Origin of the sequence: Vibrio sp. D431a (assembly GCF_030248655.1) — a bacterium.
In the GTDB taxonomy this organism is placed as follows: domain Bacteria; phylum Pseudomonadota; class Gammaproteobacteria; order Enterobacterales; family Vibrionaceae; genus Vibrio; species Vibrio alginolyticus.
In genome coordinates this window covers 72,089-86,959 of record NZ_JAHGAP010000008.1, presented here as the reverse complement: position 1 = coordinate 86,959, position 14,871 = coordinate 72,089, and the positions used below count along the sequence as shown (strand labels likewise).

Annotated in this window: 18 protein-coding genes; 10 read left to right on the top strand and 8 right to left on the bottom strand. The window is 44.5% G+C overall.

Annotated features, from left to right (window positions below):
* The first annotated feature begins 8 nt into the window (after positions 1-8).
* The 10 genes from sctI to KJB35_RS05915 all read left to right on the top strand — a co-directional run bounded on the left by sctI (position 9) and on the right by KJB35_RS05915 (position 8,025).
* A complete protein-coding gene (gene sctI, locus KJB35_RS05960; protein ID WP_005387149.1) occupies positions 9-353 on the top strand; it encodes a type III secretion system inner rod subunit SctI in 345 nt (114 codons plus the stop codon).
* Entirely contained in the window at positions 353-1,099 is a 747-nt protein-coding gene (sctJ, locus tag KJB35_RS05955; RefSeq protein ID WP_086012989.1) for a type III secretion system inner membrane ring lipoprotein SctJ, read from the top strand. Before sctI ends, sctJ begins: the two co-directional genes overlap by 1 nt.
* The gene (vscK, locus tag KJB35_RS05950; protein ID WP_213885706.1) at positions 1,092-1,757 is read left to right on the top strand and encodes a Yop proteins translocation protein K; all 666 of its coding nucleotides are present in this window, start codon (positions 1,092-1,094) and stop codon (positions 1,755-1,757) included. Before sctJ ends, vscK begins: the two co-directional genes overlap by 8 nt.
* A complete protein-coding gene (locus KJB35_RS05945; protein WP_258515383.1) occupies positions 1,736-2,374 on the top strand; it encodes an HrpE/YscL family type III secretion apparatus protein in 639 nt (212 codons plus the stop codon). The genes vscK and KJB35_RS05945 overlap by 22 nt, the downstream gene beginning before the upstream one ends.
* A 131-nt stretch (positions 2,375-2,505) precedes the next feature.
* Entirely contained in the window at positions 2,506-2,991 is a 486-nt protein-coding gene (locus KJB35_RS05940; protein ID WP_237288962.1) for a type III secretion system chaperone, read from the top strand.
* 3 nt (positions 2,992-2,994) lie between these two features.
* A complete protein-coding gene (locus KJB35_RS05935; protein ID WP_025768118.1) occupies positions 2,995-4,158 on the top strand; it encodes a VopS family T3SS effector adenosine monophosphate-protein transferase in 1,164 nt (387 codons plus the stop codon).
* A gap of 255 nt (positions 4,159-4,413) precedes the next feature.
* On the top strand, positions 4,414-4,860 hold the full coding sequence (locus KJB35_RS05930; protein ID WP_065274577.1) for a type III secretion system chaperone: 447 nt from the start codon (positions 4,414-4,416) through the stop codon (positions 4,858-4,860).
* Between the two features lie 10 nt (positions 4,861-4,870).
* Positions 4,871-5,848 (top strand): type III secretion system effector VopR, encoded by a 978-nt coding sequence (vopR, locus tag KJB35_RS05925; protein ID WP_285355972.1) that lies wholly within the window; start codon positions 4,871-4,873, stop codon positions 5,846-5,848.
* Positions 5,849-6,078: 230 nt separating this feature from the next.
* Entirely contained in the window at positions 6,079-6,537 is a 459-nt protein-coding gene (locus KJB35_RS05920; RefSeq protein ID WP_005387141.1) for a CesT family type III secretion system chaperone, read from the top strand.
* A gap of 9 nt (positions 6,538-6,546) precedes the next feature.
* Entirely contained in the window at positions 6,547-8,025 is a 1,479-nt protein-coding gene (locus tag KJB35_RS05915) for a CesT family type III secretion system chaperone (protein ID WP_238951947.1), read from the top strand.
* An 89-nt stretch (positions 8,026-8,114) separates the two neighbouring features.
* On the opposite strand, the gene KJB35_RS05910 is transcribed toward KJB35_RS05915, so the two are convergent.
* The 8 genes from KJB35_RS05910 to KJB35_RS05875 all read right to left on the bottom strand — a co-directional run bounded on the left by KJB35_RS05910 (position 8,115) and on the right by KJB35_RS05875 (position 14,866).
* Positions 8,115-9,017 carry a DMT family transporter gene (locus KJB35_RS05910; RefSeq protein WP_372035280.1) on the bottom strand — a complete coding sequence of 301 codons (903 nt, stop codon included), beginning with the start codon at positions 9,015-9,017 and terminating at the stop codon, positions 8,115-8,117.
* A 106-nt stretch (positions 9,018-9,123) separates the two neighbouring features.
* A complete protein-coding gene (locus tag KJB35_RS05905) occupies positions 9,124-9,834 on the bottom strand; it encodes an AraC family transcriptional regulator (RefSeq protein WP_031781101.1) in 711 nt (236 codons plus the stop codon).
* An 87-nt stretch (positions 9,835-9,921) separates the two neighbouring features.
* Positions 9,922-10,971 carry a SctU family type III secretion system export apparatus subunit VscU gene (vscU, locus tag KJB35_RS05900; RefSeq protein WP_005387129.1) on the bottom strand — a complete coding sequence of 350 codons (1,050 nt, stop codon included), beginning with the start codon at positions 10,969-10,971 and terminating at the stop codon, positions 9,922-9,924.
* 15 nt (positions 10,972-10,986) lie between these two features.
* Complete coding sequence (sctT, locus tag KJB35_RS05895; RefSeq protein ID WP_203345978.1) at positions 10,987-11,772, bottom strand: type III secretion system export apparatus subunit SctT; 786 nt, start codon at positions 11,770-11,772, stop codon at positions 10,987-10,989.
* A complete protein-coding gene (gene vscS / locus KJB35_RS05890; protein WP_005377227.1) occupies positions 11,769-12,035 on the bottom strand; it encodes a SctS family type III secretion system export apparatus subunit VscS in 267 nt (88 codons plus the stop codon). Before vscS ends, sctT begins: the two co-directional genes overlap by 4 nt.
* Before the next feature lie 13 nt (positions 12,036-12,048).
* Positions 12,049-12,699: a SctR family type III secretion system export apparatus subunit VscR gene (vscR, locus tag KJB35_RS05885; protein ID WP_005377232.1), complete on the bottom strand. Its 651-nt coding sequence runs from the start codon at positions 12,697-12,699 to the stop codon at positions 12,049-12,051.
* Complete coding sequence (vscQ, locus tag KJB35_RS05880; RefSeq protein ID WP_213908121.1) at positions 12,696-13,664, bottom strand: type III secretion system cytoplasmic ring protein SctQ; 969 nt, start codon at positions 13,662-13,664, stop codon at positions 12,696-12,698. Before vscQ ends, vscR begins: the two co-directional genes overlap by 4 nt.
* Entirely contained in the window at positions 13,661-14,866 is a 1,206-nt protein-coding gene (locus tag KJB35_RS05875) for a type III secretion system needle length determinant (protein WP_213908120.1), read from the bottom strand. The genes vscQ and KJB35_RS05875 overlap by 4 nt, the downstream gene beginning before the upstream one ends.
* Positions 14,867-14,871 lie beyond the last annotated feature (5 nt).

The following is a 14,871-nucleotide window of genomic DNA, read 5'->3' as shown; positions in this document are numbered from 1 at the left end:
GAGTACATATGATAAACACGCAGTACACCGAGGTGATGCAAACCAACATTGATAAGTTACAGGATGCGCAAGTCGAAGACGGTTTAAGCGAACGTTTTGAGCAAGCCATGTCGGTTCCTGAGGCAAGTAATGGCCTGGAGGGCGGTTTGCTAGAAAACATCAGCGAGTTGAAAAACACTATCGATAACGCGAAAAGTAACCTGCAAGACAACATGAAGATGGTGGGTGATGATCCGGCACAATTACTGCAAATGCAGTGGGCGCTGACACGCATTACTTTTCAAGAAGAGCTGATCGCGAAAACCGTGGGTAAAACCACACAAAACGTAGAAACCTTATTGAAGGCACAATAGTGATGATGAATAAAATGAGAGCAGTTTTCATCATGCTCACGTTGTTTCTGGTAGGTTGTCAGACCGAGTTATACACCAACGTTACTCAGAAAGAGGGTAATGAGATGTTGTCGATCTTACTATCCGAAGGTGTCGTTGCAACAAAAGAACCTGACAAAGACAACACCGTCAAGTTAATGGTAGACAGTTCTCAAATCGCCTTCGCGGTAGATGCGCTAAAGCGAAAAGGTTATCCAAGAGAGCAGTTTTCTACACTGAAAGAGGTGTTTCCTAAAGACGATTTGATCTCGTCACCATTAGCAGAACGAGCACGTTTGGTGTACGCGAAATCTCAAGAGCTCTCGTCAACCTTATCTCAGATTGATGGCGTGCTGGTGGCACGTGTTCATGTTGTTTTGGAAGATCAAGATCTGCGTCCAGGAGAGCGCCCAACTCCAGCTTCTGCCTCCGTATTTATTAAACACGCGGCAGATATTGCGCTTGATTCATATGTTCCGCAGATCAAATTATTAGTGAACAACAGTATTGAGGGGTTGAACTACGATCGAATCAGCGTAGTGATGGTACCCTCATCAGAGGTTCGAGTTGCTACTCAAAACAATCAATTTAAAAGCATTTTGTCGGTTCAGGTCACCAAAGAGACGGCGAATAATCTTATCGCCATTTTGGTGTTCTTGGTAGCGGCACTCATCGGCTCGAATATCGCTACTTTTACATGGTGTCGTAGGAACACGAAGCGTGGTTAAACCAGAAACACCACTCGCGCAGGTACAACACCAGTTTAACTATGCGCCTTGCCAGTACATCCATAGAAGTTGGATAGAGCAAAAGCAGCCTTGGCTACTAAATATCGAAGGCTGGAGAGATAACCCCATGTTCAACCAATGGTGTATCAATGAGTGGACGTTATCTCCCGTTCCTGAGACGGCTTTTAACAGACCTTGTCATAGTTTGGCATTGCTCCCGACAGACGCGTTGAACCAACTCGTATTGATGGTGGGCGGAGCTTTACATTGTGTGGCAATGCGAGGCGTTGTTTTAAAACGCCCGAAACAGGTTCTGAACAACGTTTTTGGTTTGGAAGGCGCTCGGTTCTTAATTCAAAACGGGCCGATGCTGTTATCCAGCTGGCCGCAAGGCTGGCAGCGTTCGTTACCAGAACTATTGGATGAAAGGTCTGTTGAAGCAAGCATGAGGGCGCTAGGATATTTTTGGATGAGGTTTATTTTGATTAACTCACCGGAAGATGTTGTTCTTCGTTGGCAATTCAAATTAGAAAAGCAACTTAGCGAAAACGCGGAAACAGCTAACTGGTTGGAAGCGGATCAACGAGATCTGGCGTATCGACTCACAAAAAAAATCGCAAAACAGGTTATTCCTCAATGGTTTCATTTGTTGAAATAAAAACAGACAATTTGCAGCTGGCACCTGGCTTAAAGGTGCTGAAAGCGAAAGATTATGCCAGTTATCTGGATTCGCAACACTTAGTTGAAGCCGCGAACTCCAAAGCTGAAAGCATCATTGCTAATGCCCAGCAAGCCTACGAAACCGAAAAACAACGTGGTTATCAAGATGGCCTTGCACAAGCCAAGATTGAAAATGCGCAAACGATGGTTGAAACCTTAGCACGTTGTAATGACTACTATCAGCAAGTCGAAGAAAAAATGACAGGTGTGGTGTTAGAAGCAGTACGCAAGATCATCGATACCTTCGATGATGTCGATACCACGGTGAGTGTAGTTCGAGAAGCGTTGCAACTGGTGAGTAACCAAAAGCAGGTCATTTTACATGTCCACCCAGAACAGGTTGTTGAGGTGAGAGAAAAGGTGGTTGGTGTATTAAGTGATTTCCCTGAAGTCGGTTACGTTGACGTGGTAGCAGATGCGCGCTTGAAAAATGGAGGCTGCATTTTGGAAACAGAAGTTGGGATCATCGACGCCAGTATTGATGGACAGCTGCATGCATTAAAGCAAGCCATGGTGAAGCAGCTCAGCGAGCGTAAAATTACGATTCATGAATAAACCTCAAAAACTCAGCACTTGCTGAGTTTTTTCATTTTAATGCCTTTAAACAAAAAAAATCCGACCATTTCTAAAATATTCACTGCCATAAATCCTTAAGAATACACCTAAGAAAGCTGCTTAGTTGATAAGTGTTGCAACCAAGCAGCGCCTCTAAAACAACAAAAATAGGATTATTTAGTCGAATGGCTAATGGATTTATAACTTCTTTACTGACAGATTTTGCCAGCCGCTGCCAATTGGAGCCGCTGGTTTTTGATGAGGATGATTGTTGCCATCTACTCGTTGAGCAAAACACAGCAATCACAATTCGTGCACAAGAAGATCGTGTGACGCTTATCGGGCTGATTTCAGGTAATAAACCGAGTGCTGATATTTTGCATCAACATATGAAAGATGCCTTAACGCAAGGCTCTCCAGCGGTATGCTGGGAGGAAGAGACCGGATATATCGGTTTCATACACCTGCCTCAGCAACTGCTAACTGCATCTTTTTTCGATGAGTCATTTGCGAATTTCATCGAGTGGTTAAAAAGTGCGAATACACAAGAAGTAACCAATAAAACAACCGAAGTACCGGAAACGAATACCACTCATTTTTCCACATTAAGGGTTTGAAACATGATCAGTTTTGGAAGTGTTAGCGCGTTGCAGGCTGCCATGCCGCAAGCTCGTAACGAGATACTTAACGAAGGTAAGCTGAGTATTGGTGGCAAAGAATACCAAATCAACGCAGCGACCCAAGAATTTACTCGCGCCAATCCTACGAATGGTGCAGTAGCGCGATTTTTTGAAGCGACAGGAAAACTGTTTCGCGAAGGTAGCCCACAATCGGTAGCGAAAGCCCTTACAAAAGCCGTATTTGATAATGAGCAAGGACAAGCTCAGCGTTTACAAGCTGCTTCTTCTGTTGAGCATGGACAAATGTTCTTCAAAGATGGAAGCATAAAAACCGCATCAGATGTCTTAAATGCCTTTGCGAAGTTAGACAGTAAATCAGTTCAGTCGAACTCTGCTGAGCTAAACCAGTTAGCAGAGCGAGCGATGACAGAGGCAATGTTAGAAACCGATTCTGGTAAAAACCTCACATCACTGATTGGCGAAAGTGCAGCGAAGTCGCTTGCTGGACGTGTAGTAAAAGACTACGGCGGTGGTGTATCTGCAGCGCAGAAAAACCCGGCAGGTAGCATTAATCAAATGCAAGCGGTGTTTGATATGGAGGTGATGCATCTTAAATCGGCGCAACGTCATATCGAAGGTCTAGCAAGCACCGATCTAAGCCAAGGTGTATACGCTGAAGGACTGGCAGAGGACGCGTTTAACAAAAGTGGCGTAACCAATAATGTTGAAAGAGCTGCGGCGTGGATCATTAATGCTTCTAACTCTAAAGGAAACGATGCCGAAAATATTACGTCTTTACTGAAAGAATACGCGTCTAATGGTAAAGACTTATTGAATATGGAAAACCTAAAAGAGCTACACGCTCGATTGGTGCCTAATGTTGAGCGTGATTACCGAGGGCCAAATATTTCGGGTGGTACTTTGCCTTCAAGTATTGGCGGTGAGGGCATGTTAAAGCAGCACATTGAAGGCTTTTTGAAAGAGAACCCTGTAGAAGATAAAGACTTAGGTAAACATTTGTTCGCCGGAGTTATCGGGTACCATGGCTTTACCGATGGAAATGGTCGCATGGGGCGTATGCTATACGCGATAGCAGAACTTCGTAACGACTCGTTCAATCCTTTAGCTATGGATGCAGAAAATAGCCTTCACGGTATTAAGTGATTTTTTACTTCTATTTAATTTTTGGAGCGGCGATTGCCGCTCTTTTATTTTCCAGCTTAACCTTAATTTTTCTTCTCAATAAAACGGCTAATAGCAATAAAAATGAGACGTTGAAATAAAGTGTCGGTTTCTATCTCGCCATAAAATCTCTTTTATCCTTATTCGCTTATTTAAATGAGCCGTTATACCCAAGTGGCTTCGCTGAAACAAATATATCGATGTCACTTAGTTATAATAAATTAGACAGGACACAACATGGATACAGGAAAGATTAATATGCTTCTCTCTGAGCTAGGAGAAGTGCTGAACCTTGAGCGCGTGACAGCGTATGACGATCAAATGTGGTCACTGCATTTTGCTGAAAACAACAGTGTCGATGTTCTGCTCGTAGAGGAAAAAGGCGAGTTATTGATTTCCAAAAACCTGCTTATAGAACAAGATGATATTACGCTAGATAAACTTCAAGTTTTACTTGAATACAACTTTTTGTATCGAGAAACAGGTGGTGTGCAGTTTTGTGTGAATCCAACACGCAAAGACGTTGTTCTTCAAGTTGCTATCGCGGCTGGAAGTGAACTCACCAACATTGCTAACTTAATCATTCAGTTGAGTGAATTAGTTGATACTTGGGTACAGTTATTTCAAAACAACACGGTTGTAGATTTTAGCCAAACAGACGTACACGCATTTATTCAAGTTTAAGGCATCACACATGGTCAATATTAATACATCGCACATGCACTCGTTGAGTCAGTTAACGTCACATTTGGCGACACAAAATCAGGCTGACGACAAAGAGGTTCGAGCACACAACGGCAAAGATATTTTTGTTAAAGAGGGCGCACCAAAAAATAAAAGTATCAGCGCGCGTATTAGCCACCAGAATAAAGCGAAAGATATTGTAGTGAACCTGCTTACTAAGCAGGGTATTCCTAAAGATGTTGCGAAGCTCATGCTGAAAAATGTGTTGAATGGTGAAAACAAGTTAACGCTTGGGAGCCTGAAAAATCTTGAGAGATTGTCGTCTGGCCCTAGCTCAAATTGGCCCACTGCACAAACGGCAGCCTCTTCTTCCAAAACCAATAAAGCCTCATCGAGTGTCGCGCTTATCAACGGACATAGAGCCAACCTTCAAAAGCTTGGTGATTTTGCCTGTACGGACTTAAATACGTTCGGTGTTAAGGGGTCACAGTTTTATGAAACAAAAGGAAAGCCACGACTAAAAGAGCTTCACGCGGATCAAGCGCGAATCATGCAAGATCACAGAGCGACGATGTCCGCAAACGGAATTCAAGCTGCAGCACAAAGAGGAACCGCACCGCAATTAAGCACTCTACAGAACATTGCTAAGGCAGTACAAACCGCGAAAGCTGGCTGCTGTACTACATTTGCCTTTGCTGCCGCCGCTGAGATGATTCAAGGCATGTCAGGAACACCTGAAAGTGAACCCAAAGTAGAAGTGGTTGCGTTTAAAAAGGGTCATTCAGGTACACACCTTTATGTACTGGTTGGTCGACAAGAGGGGAGCGACATAAAAGATCCATCAACGTGGAGTAAGGATGTGAAAATTGTTGACCCGTGGGCGACATCTGCATTCGGTGCACCAATGTTTGGAGATGCACAACGACCACCTGTTTCGAATATGTTCCCGCCAACAGAAGTCATTTTTGATAGCCATAAACTGGGTTAGTCACTCTGCAAAAGAAGTGAGCAAATACACCATGCTAAGCATCTAACCTTTATTGAAAGAGCAGCTCTGAGCTGCTCTTTTTTATTACTCTGGCAACTCGATTTTAGAGCGAGATTTCTGCGGAAAACCTCACAATGAAGGCGAAAAAGTGACAAAAATAAAGCCATTACCGACATCGTTCAATCTGCAATCGTTGTTCAATAGAGTTATTGAAACAAAAGGAAAAAGTTATGAACACGATTCAACAACTGCTCTTGGAGTTTTGCCAACTCAATGAGTTGCCCGAACTGAATTTTGAAGAAAATGAACGTTGTCAGCTACTGGTCGATGATCGCTACATGTTGTATTTCATCGCGACAGATACGGATGATTTGATGTTGTCTGTAACGTTCGGAGGGTTAGAAAAATCCGGTGAACAACGACTAAAAGGCTTAGAGCTTCTTGCTCATGCTAACTATCAAGGAATTGGTAGTGGCAGCCTCGCACTTGCTTTAGCTCCAAATGGTCGACAGCTTGTCTTAGCAGGACGTAAACCCGTTGAGCATCTAAATACGACGAACCTTACCGCTTGGTTTCACGAAGTTATTGAACAGGCCGAGCTGTGGCAAGCGCGTTTCGCAATGTTGGATCAAGCGATTCCAACCACCTCTAATCATGAACAAGCTCATGTTCAATCACTTCGTGTGTAGGAGAGAAAAATGGTTAATACAACACAAAAAATCAGCCAAAGCCCAGTACCTGATCTAGAACAGTTTCGTGCAGTTGCTGCGCAAAAAGATGACCGAGTGATCAGTAAAAGAGGTGAAGTAAAAGAACCTTCCACATTCCACAAAGGTCATAAGTTTGCTTCTATTCACGAAGGCGTATTGAGAAGCAAATACACTAAGTTTTTCCAAGAAAACATCAAAACTCACCTTGATTTAAAGCAGGCGCTACTTAAGCAAGAAAAACCTGAGGTTGCGCTGTTGGCTTACTCCCTAGTGAGTCCTTCAGGCTATCGCGGTGAGCCACTTACTGAGCGTAAAATCTTAGAAGTTGTCAGCCTATTGGATGAAATAAAAGTGAGCAGCGATGCGTACCAGCAGCTTAAAAATACGTTTGATGCGATCAGCAAAGATCCGCGTATGCAGGTGAGTTTAGAAGCCCAGTATCCAGGAAAAATGGATGGCTTCGCTGCTGAACTGTTACAGATGGGCAAAGAAAAGCTAAAAGGTTCTGGTGTGAACGCCGTTATTAACTTGGCATTACCTGGCGTTGGCTTATTGATTTCTACAGGTCGAGAGCTGCACAAAGCGGCCGTAAATGGTGATGCTGAGGCTTACCATCATCAGTTAGAACAAATTTCACAGCTGCCAGGGCGAGATCAACGTCTTTCTATGCCGATGCAGCAAACCTTGGCTCAAGGTCATGCGATACTGTCGGCTGAAGGTGGCATTGGAGCTACGTTAGGTATGGCGACGGGGAGCCTGGGCACGTTCGGTGTTAGCTCTGTAGCAACGGTGGGCGTCACACCGATAGCAAAAGAGGCAATCGGTTCTGCGGCAACGACTGCTATCATGAGTGGTGGTGGTTTTGTTGCGAACCAAGCTGGAGCATACGGACTAAATACAGAAGTCAAAGAACAACTCATGCAAGGTGAGATGTCTGGTGTTTTACCAAGGCTTGAAGTTTCTAATGCCAAAGGAGACTTTACCTTTAGTATGCAAGATCCGGCTTCTGTCCGCGCATTAATGGCGTACCTTGGTCCTAAGGAGAATACTGAAATGACTTCTCCTCAAGCACCTAAAGAAGCACAAGAGATGGAAGCCGCTCGATTAACACTGAAAAAGATGTTGGGTTCAGAGCCAAGTGAGCACTTGGTTCCTGACGTAGATTCTATCTTGAAGCTAAGCCCAGAGGATGCACCAAGTAAAACCGAGTCTATTGCTAACGGGGCGTTTAAAAAACTGTTAGGAGAAGATTGGGATTGGCTCATGCCAGCTGTTCGAGCGATTGATAAAGGGGAAGCAAGTAAAATAAACGAAAAGCTAACCTACAAGCTCCCCCTAGATGCAGCAAACGGACGAGTTTATCTTGATAAATGCCCAAACCTGAGTGACGTCCAGTTAGATGCGCTAGAAAAACTAGGCTCACCAAGTCAATTGCGATTGATGTACTTGGCTGAAGGCTGGGTGTAATTTCAAATGGTAAAGTAGGGGGTAGGTGCTGCTCCTTACTTTATCTACCGTCAGCGTTCCTTTTTGGGGCTGGCTCATGTCCATTGAATTTAACTTTTCGACTGAAGAAACAAACACACAAGTGTCAACGTTATACCAACCCAACCAATGAAAGAAATTTCTTCCCCAACAATCGCAACTGCTAGTGCTGCTGCGATAACAGGTTCAAATAGCGTGAGTATGCTAGCTCCACTGGCTGTAACAAACCGTAGCCCAAACCCAAAAGCGACGTAACCTAACCCCATTGGAATCAAGGCCATGTAGAGCATGACCGTCGTATTAGTTGATGATGCAAATAGATTATCGCCCGTGATGAAAAGTGTTGGTAGAAGCAAAACTCCACCAATACCAAAAACACTTCCCATGGCCGTTTGCGATTCAATGCCGTGGTCAATCATAGTCTTTACTCCCCATGAGTAAATGGCGTACGTCAAACCTGCCAATAGGCCAAGTAATACACCCCAATGCTTCATATCATGATCAAATAAGCTATTTGCGGATGACTCAGAAGCCAACAACAAGGTAATGCCAATGACCCCGATTGCGAAACTCATCATCCAGCGCTTGGTTATGGTCTGATTTCGGCTAAAGAGACACTCTAACAAAGCAGAAAAGAAAGGTGCAGTGGAGATAGAAACAACCGTACCAATAGCCACACCGGCGAATCGCATTGATGAATAAAAAGCCAGTGGGTAGGTGGCTAAGGCGATAATACTAACCAGTAACGTTTTCTTCTTATGTACGACTTTTCGAAAATCTCTCTTCAGTGACTTCGCAGACAGACATGCTTGCATAAATCCACCAATACCCATAGAAAATGCGCCAATGGCGAGAGCACTGACATCCGGTGCCAAGCTGGCAGCGGTGCCCGTCGTTCCCCACAGGGTTGAAGCAAAAAGTATGGATAAAGTTCCTAATTGATAGTCGGTGAAATGTTTTTTTAACACTGTAATTTCTACCTAGTGAATGGCTGTTTTAGGGTAGAAAGAATAAAAGAAAGCGATAGAGATTTTTGTGCTGAAAAGACGGAATACTTGTTCCAGAGGACTATTTTAGTGACTACCGGGAAAACTCTCTAGGAGACATGCCAAAATGCATTGAAAACCGTCGACTAAACGCGGAAAGGTCACTATAGCCAACTCGTTCAGCTATCAACTGAACTGGAAGGTCTGTATGAGTCAGTAGTGCTTTGGCTTTTTCCATACGTTGTAATGTAATGTATTTATGAACGCTCACTTTTAGCTGCTCTTTAAAAAGCTTTTTAAACTGCGTCGGACTCAAGCAAGCGGCATTCGCTAATGAGGCAATGGTGAGTGGCTGATCAAGCTGCTCGGCGATCACAACCTGTACATCTCGAATACGCGAATCTACGGAGCGAGACCGCTTTTGTTGCTCCAGCAACAGATAGAAGGTTGCAACCATTGAGTTTTCAATTTCATCATTAACCTGATACTCAAGCTGTTTTTCGACAAACTGGATAAAGCTCAGTAGAGGCGGGCTAATCGAAAACACAGCCACACTACTATCCATCAAATGAGTGGGCAAAGTGGTCATATCCGCAACAATAAAGCGTGATGACTCTTCGGCATTAAAACCGTGAGCACAACTTTTGGGGATGACTATGCAGTCGCCAACCGCCACCTTTCCGACATAACTATCCATATCAATATGTATGTTGCCCTGGAGAGGAAGCACCAGTTGATGATAATCACTATGAGTATGTCGGCTCATACGTTTCGTGTAGGAGCGAATGCTTAAGCTAGATTTCATAAAAACAACATACAGTTAAAGGATACCGCATTATAGCGTTGAAAGCTGGGCAGTTGTAAGCCCAGATCTTGAATGGGATGTGGTTTGTTAGTCCGCCTCGGACTCTAACGAAGCCAACCAACGAAGCACTTCCGCAGTTGCCTCAATAAGATCGCTTGGGATGTACTGGTCGACGTTACCGTCGGCGTATAGTGCACGAGCAAGAGGGACTTTTTGCATCACAGGAACGCCTTCCTCTTTAGCGATTGCGACCATACGTTTGGCTACCGCATCGGTTTCCATCAAAGTGATGACGGGCAGGGGCGTTTCGCCTTTCTTGTAATAAAGGCCAACCGCGATATGTGTTGGGTTTGTAACTAATACATTAGAACGTTTAACGTTTTCGCGTTGATTGGAGGCTTGTAGCTCTTGGTGCAACTGACGACGTTTGCTTTTTATTTCTGGACTGCCTTCCATCTCTTTGTATTCACGCTTCACTTCATCCTTGCTCATTTTGAGCTTTTTCGTGTGATCAAACTTCTGGTACGCAAAATCTGCGGCAGCGATGACGATGAAGCCTACCGAAGAGATAATCATTAATTGTTTAATCATGACGCCAGTAATGGTCGGGACACATTCTAGCCCACAAGTTGGAATTTGCATTAAAGCGTTGATGTTACCGCGTAATGTCACCCAGATAATGCAGGAAAGAAGAGAGACTTTAAGGATCGACTTGATAAACTCAATCACACTCTTAAGGGAAAAAATGCGTTTGGCCCCTTCGACGGGATTGATCTTTTTGATGTCGGGTTTAACGGATTCACCACTAAATAGGAACCCGAACTGCCCCATATTGGAAAAGATGGCGACGAGTGCAGCAACCAGAATAATCGGAGCGAGTAGATAGGCAATTTCTTTTGCGATGGCGATAGCGACATCGACTAGCGCATCTTGGAAACCCTGATAAGCAAGCTTACTTGGTAGGAGAATAAGCGCTGAGATGTGCGACATGTAATAATCGGCGAACGCAAACAGTACAATTATGAGCGCCAAAATTAATGCAGACGATACGATTTCTTGGCTTTTGGCAACCTGACCTTTCTGCCGAGCATCGCGTAACTTTTTTGCGGTGGGTTGCTCTGTTTTTTCTGCACTCATAAAGAATCCTAAGCGTTATTGCCAAATGGTATTGAGTTGTTCTGCGAATCGGGTAATGCCGTAAAACTGTACTTCAAAGTGATCCATCATAATTCCGAGATACACGATCAGTAAAACACTCGCGATGGCACTTTTTATTGGCATGGCAAGGAAAAAAACATTCAATTGCGGTGCAAAACGACTGATAAGCGCCAGACCAAACTCAGCAAGAAACATTGCCAACACTAGTGGAGCGGACATCAACACACCAAGCCACATAAGCTGTTCAAATTGCGCGTAGAAGAAGCTCACCCATGCGTCGCTAACGGTTGGGAAAAAGTCCACGATCGGCCAAGATGTATAGCTTTTGAATAACGCATAGATAAAAGTGACAAAGCCCCCGCCAGAGAAGAACAGGGTAATCAACGTTTGGGTCAGTAATACCGCTGTTGGTGTGGATTGTGAGCCTAGCGTTGGGTTAAACATACTTGCCATGGCAGCCCCACGTTGGTTGTCGACCAGAAAACCGGCCGCTTCTATCGCCCAAAAAGGGATAGCAGCAACAAACCCTATCAATAGCCCAATTAATACCTCCTTACCCAAAATCATTATCAGCCAAATGCCGCCGGTTTCTGCAGGCAAGGTTTGCTGATTAATCATCGGAAATATAAACAGTGCGAGTGAGCAAAGCACACCATTTCTCACCATGGTGCCGCCTAACATTTGCTTGCTCAAAATAGGCAAAAAGATGAAGCATGCCATTAACCTAGGTAACGTCAGGCTGTACAAAAATAAAGCCTGGTGTAAGTCGTGATAACTCATCGTATTTGAGGAATTTTATCCATAGCAAGCGAGGCGAAGGCGTGGAGCTCTGCCCCTAGCCATTGCGTTGTGACGAACAGCGTAATAATGACCGCGATAAGCTTGACCACAAAGCCTAACGTTTGTTCTTGGACCTGAGTTAACGCCTGAATAAGCGACACCAATGTACCAACCAATGCTGCGACTAAAATCGGCGGTAATGACAAGTACAACACTAGGGTTAATGCTTGAGTCGTGAAATGAATGATTTCAGCAGAATGCATACTTTCTCCGTGATTAACCGTAACTCAACACTAAGCCGTGGGTGAGCTTTGTCCAGCCGTCAAGCAAGACAAAAAGCAACAATTTGAAGGGGAGGGAAATCGTCATTGGCGATACCATCATCATCCCCATCGCGAGTAGGATATTCGACACAATTAGGTCAATAGCGATGAACGGTAAGTACAACAGAAAGCCAATTTCAAAAGCGCGAGTAAGCTCGCTGACGGTAAATGCGGGCAGTAAGAGCAATAAGCTGTCCGACTCTAAACGGTCTACGTACTTCTGTGGCCACAATGTGCGTGCAGCATCAGTGAAGAATATGGCTTCGGTTTCCCGAATATGCTTTTTCAAAAATTCTCGATAAGGCTGTAAACCGCTTTCAATGAGGCCTTCTACACTTGCAGAATCTTCAAGGGAGATATCATGCTGCTTTACATAGTCGTAGGTTTCAAACCCGACGGGAGCCATGATGAAAATTGACAAAATAATAGCCAATCCGTAAAGCGCCATATTCGGCGGAATTTGCTGTACACCGAGAGCGTTACGCAACAGTGAGAATACAACGGCGAGTTTCACAAACGACGTCGCCATCATGGCGATAAATGGGATCAGTGCCAGCAGTGCTAAGCTGACAATGAGATTGAGCTCGTCGGGTAACTGGATCATGCTAGCTCCTGCGTGCCACCGAACAGCTCCAGTATGCGCACACCTAAATGTTCGTTAACATTAACCAGTTCACACTCACCAATGATTTTGCCGTTGGCACGCAATGTTACCGGCTTAGATACAGGCTGGTTTAGCTCGAATACGTACCCTGGCTGAAGCTGGTTAAGCTGCTCTAGCGTGATGGTTTGATGGCCGATATCAAACGTGAGTTCCACAGGCAGTTGCTGGTGGTCGGTTAACATTTCTGAAGTGTTTACGTCATTCATATTGGTTTCTTTTTCAATAATGTGAAGAGTTTGGTCATCTAGCTGGCAGCGCCAGAGATTCTGGTTAGATACTTGAAAAATGGCTTGTTGCTTGGCGATGTAACCATCGTCAAAAAAGATGACATCTCCCAGCTCGAGCGAATTAAATTCGCTTAACGTCAAATGGGTCCTTCCAAGACTTAACCACACAGGTAAAGCGAGGTGTCGAGCTTGTAGAGCAGCGCTGTTTGGTAGCGCATCCAATAACACGTCTGATCCTTCGCTAACCCACAAACAAAGAGAGCCGTTAGGCTTATTGAGGGTTAACATTAAAGTATGCTCTTGGGCCTGGCTCGCCTCTAACGGCTGTAGTTGACTAAGAATGGGTAACTGACCAAATAGCGCTTTGATTGCCTCACTATGCGGTTCTATCTGTGAGCTCAAAAGTGCTAACTGGAGGGAGTTAGGCAGGGACTCAAACGCAGTAGCATTTAAGGTCGATTTCAGCCAATGTTGGAGCTGCGCACGAGAAAAGTCTACTTGTAGGGTTTGCCCTCCAATCAACGTGGTTAAACGGAACCCTTCAAATGAAGGGATTTGAGCAACAGTAATCGATACGCTCTGACCATCAGTCCCTTGGAAGTGGCACTGTTTTGCACAAAGTTGATTGCTGAGCGCGATACTTTCTGCATCCACTTTGGGTATTATTAACGGTGTCATAGGTCATTCTCCGCTTGCCATTCTTCATACACGCTGCGTTGTTGGCGTGAGTGTTGTTGTTCATGTTGTTGTTGATCGAGCTGTTGAGTTTGTTCGCTGATCGCTAAGCGAAGTGGCTGCTCACCACCGAATCGGTTTAGCCGTTCAGCAAGATCTTGTCTAGCTTGCTGGCTAATAATGGAAAGGGCATGCTCTTGTCGAATCGTCACGCTATACCCTTGAGCGTCCAACTTGATGTGGATTTCGCCACCTTTTAATTGTCCTTCACTTAGAAACAGCCGAACCTCTTTGTTGTCCGATGCGGTTGGCAGAGCAACATAGATTTTATCCACCAATTGCTGGAGTAATTGGTTTACGTCTCGCGTTGGGCTCGGTTGAGCCTGCGAAGCAACACTTTTTAGGATGACATCGCCTTGTGTTACCGCACTTGCAAAGGGCTGAGAAGGTACTTTTTCTTCATCCGTTTTAACGGTGACTAGTGCGCTTTTCGTCTCGATTTTTTCAAGAGGCTTGGTTTCAGGCAGGCCATCAGTTTGGTCTAATCGTTTGCCTGTATTCTGTAGCGAATGAGTTGCGCGTTTATTGTGCGCTGTTTCAGTTTGCTTTTCTGTTAAGCCAACAATGTTAATCCCATCTTGAGCGAGCTCTGTCGCTGTCGCACTTTGGGGGAGCAAGCCAGATTCAAGCGTAGAGAGACAATCCGGTGAGATACGTTTATCCATCGGCGTCGGTTTGTCATCTTTCAAATGAGCTTGAAAGTGAGGATCAACAAGCTCGGTAGAAGGGGAGCTTAGAACTGTGTCGCCATCGCTTTTTCCGTCATTTTTAAGCAGTTTATTGTTTTCGCTAATTATTTCTTCGCTATTTGCTGCGTCGTCTTGCGATTTCTCTACGTCTCTCTTAGTAACGACGTCACTTTTGCCTTTTAAAGTGGAGATGTTTTTGTCAGCGTTGGCTTCTTGGTTCGATAGGTTATGTTTCTTATCTAGACTTTGAGATGTCTTATGCCTTAGCGGTATGTCTTCTTCGCCAGTATGATTTTTTTGGGGATTCCCAACGATAGACTCCTTTCCCTTGCTAGGCTTCTTCGTCATTGCATGCTCGAATTGTGATTGAAGCTCGGCCTCCTTCTCGAGAGGCACTTGTTCCGGCGTTGATTTGTGCAGCGTATTCGATGTTTCAGTTGTTGGGGTAATGCGCATAGTGA

Bases quoted from the DNA above. Each gene is read 5' to 3' on its own strand.
- vopR (WP_285355972.1), top strand. From the start codon at position 4,871: ATGGTCAATATTAATACATCGCACATGCACTCGTTGAGTCAGTTAACG.
- vscQ (WP_213908121.1), bottom strand. From the start codon at position 13,664: ATGACACCGTTAATAATACCCAAAGTGGATGCAGAAAGTATCGCGCTC.
- vscS (WP_005377227.1), bottom strand. From the start codon at position 12,035: ATGCATTCTGCTGAAATCATTCATTTCACGACTCAAGCATTAACCCTA.
- KJB35_RS05905 (WP_031781101.1), bottom strand. From the start codon at position 9,834: ATGAAATCTAGCTTAAGCATTCGCTCCTACACGAAACGTATGAGCCGA.
- sctT (WP_203345978.1), bottom strand. From the start codon at position 11,772: ATGAGTTATCACGACTTACACCAGGCTTTATTTTTGTACAGCCTGACG.
- sctI (WP_005387149.1), top strand. From the start codon at position 9: ATGATAAACACGCAGTACACCGAGGTGATGCAAACCAACATTGATAAG.
- KJB35_RS05935 (WP_025768118.1), top strand. From the start codon at position 2,995: ATGATCAGTTTTGGAAGTGTTAGCGCGTTGCAGGCTGCCATGCCGCAA.
- KJB35_RS05930 (WP_065274577.1), top strand. From the start codon at position 4,414: ATGGATACAGGAAAGATTAATATGCTTCTCTCTGAGCTAGGAGAAGTG.
- KJB35_RS05945 (WP_258515383.1), top strand. From the start codon at position 1,736: ATGGTTTCATTTGTTGAAATAAAAACAGACAATTTGCAGCTGGCACCT.
- KJB35_RS05875 (WP_213908120.1), bottom strand. From the start codon at position 14,866: ATGCGCATTACCCCAACAACTGAAACATCGAATACGCTGCACAAATCA.
- vscU (WP_005387129.1), bottom strand. From the start codon at position 10,971: ATGAGTGCAGAAAAAACAGAGCAACCCACCGCAAAAAAGTTACGCGAT.
- KJB35_RS05915 (WP_238951947.1), top strand. From the start codon at position 6,547: ATGGTTAATACAACACAAAAAATCAGCCAAAGCCCAGTACCTGATCTA.
- KJB35_RS05920 (WP_005387141.1), top strand. From the start codon at position 6,079: ATGAACACGATTCAACAACTGCTCTTGGAGTTTTGCCAACTCAATGAG.
- vscR (WP_005377232.1), bottom strand. From the start codon at position 12,699: ATGATCCAGTTACCCGACGAGCTCAATCTCATTGTCAGCTTAGCACTG.